Source organism: Ventosimonas gracilis (genome assembly GCF_001580025.1).
GTDB lineage: Bacteria > Pseudomonadota > Gammaproteobacteria > Pseudomonadales > Pseudomonadaceae > Ventosimonas > Ventosimonas gracilis.
Genome location: NZ_LSZO01000077.1, coordinates 1 through 1,596 on the forward strand (window position 1 = coordinate 1; position 1,596 = coordinate 1,596).

Annotated in this window: 2 protein-coding genes; both read right to left on the reverse strand. The window is 52.4% G+C overall.

Going from position 1 to position 1,596, the window contains the following annotated elements; translation table 11 throughout:
* Window positions 1-157: 157 nt before the first annotated feature.
* Window positions 158-406: a copper resistance protein B gene (locus tag AXE65_RS14515; protein ID WP_079214034.1), complete on the reverse strand. Its 249-nt coding sequence runs from the start codon at window positions 404-406 to the stop codon at window positions 158-160.
* Between the two features lie 92 nt (window positions 407-498).
* The gene (locus tag AXE65_RS14520) at window positions 499-1,380 is read right to left on the reverse strand and encodes a DMT family transporter (RefSeq protein WP_068388533.1); all 882 of its coding nucleotides are present in this window, start codon (window positions 1,378-1,380) and stop codon (window positions 499-501) included.
* Between the last annotated feature and the right edge of the window lie 216 nt (window positions 1,381-1,596).

Consider the following 1,596-nt stretch of genomic DNA (forward strand, 5'->3'; position numbering starts at 1 on the left):
GGGCTACGCCCTACGCCGCCTGAAACCGCAAGGCAAAACCGGACAGTTCATTTGCTTTAAAACCGGACAAGTCTATTTGTTGACAACAGTTGTTTTCCCCTCTTGCTCACTGGTGGGTGGCAGAGGAGGCGGGGAGAGCGCCATTAAAACCAGAGTTTTATTCCCAATACCCAGCGGGGATCACGGCTGTGTTCGCCTTGTTCTTTGGCAAAATCGGCCGTTTTGCCGCTGAGCCTTTTTGCACCAAGCCTAGGTAGGGCGCGAACTGGCGGGTGATTTCGTAGCGCAGGCGCAGGACACTTTCGGTGCTGTTAAGGACAGAGCCTGCAGCGCGGCTTCGTTCGTTTTTAACTGCGGCTTTGGCTTCAAACGAAATCAGTCGGCGGGTTAACCGCAGGTCGTAAATGGAGTCGAATCCTTCTGGAGCTTGCCAAACGGCGACTGGCGCAGCTCAACGGCATTGCCAAACATACTTTCTCAAATCTCTCCATTTCTCAATCATTTTTTTCTACAAAGTCCCACACCTAACAGCGCAAGCCCAAAGCCGAGCATCTGCAGCACAATAAGCTTGTCGCCAAACAACAACCAGGCCTCCGCTGCAGCCAGCGGTGGGGCAAGCAGCATCAGGGATGTCGTTTTCGTCGCGCTCCCAGTGCGAACCAACAAGACAAGCAGATAGGTTCCAAGCCCGGACAGAATGAGAACAGCCCACGAGAGCGCAACCAGGAACTCTGCGTTAGGCGCGAGGAGGGACTCGCCCAGCAGCAATGCCAGCGCAATGGCAGTAAGCGTGGCCGATGCGTTCTGAATCGCCATGGACGGCAATAACTCAGATTTCGCGATAGACATTTTCTGCATGATGGTTCCCCAGGTTATGGACAACACGGAAACCAGTGCGATGATCGGAACCAGGAAGCTGTAGCTTTGTGTTCCTTGCAGGCCGATGGTGGGGAAAAGCACCATCGCCACGCCAGCCAGACCGACAAAAATGCCCGCAACCTGGATGGATCTTACGTTCTCGCGCATAAACGCAACGCCAATCACCATGGTGAATGCTGGCTGCAAGGCTCCTAGCAGCGCCATGAGCGCGGCAGGAAACCCCTGTGATATGGTCCAATAGCTTCCACCCAGGTAGATACCGTTGATGAACACGCCTGCCAGCGCATGTTTGTGCCACTCGGTAACAGGGGGAAACTTCTTCCTGAGTACCATCGCGATGACCGCGAAAAGCAGAAATGAAAGAAAAAACCTGATCGCCAGGAATATATTTGGAGAAGCTGAATCTACGATCAGCCTGCCAACAATAAACCCTGTGGACCAGAGCAGCACAAAGAGGCCGGGGATCAGTAAAGCAGCGCCTGCGTTTTTATTTTTTGTCATGCGTACATTCTCTGTGTATCAGCGCGTGCGGTAATCTCCCCATTTTTAGTGCCATTGGCTCACTGCGCGAGTACGTATTCTTCCATCCGAATCTGCAAGGCAAGAATAGCAATTTAACATAATGAACCTTATGCGAACCCTTATAGCGGTTGAGGTTGTTGAGAATGTTCTCAACTTTTGTCTCATTTTTGAGACTAGGGCACAAGCGGACCGCTG

Coding starts and splice junctions, on each gene's coding strand:
- AXE65_RS14520 (WP_068388533.1), bottom strand. CDS start 1,380: ATGACAAAAAATAAAAACGCAGGCGCTGCTTTACTGATCCCCGGCCTC.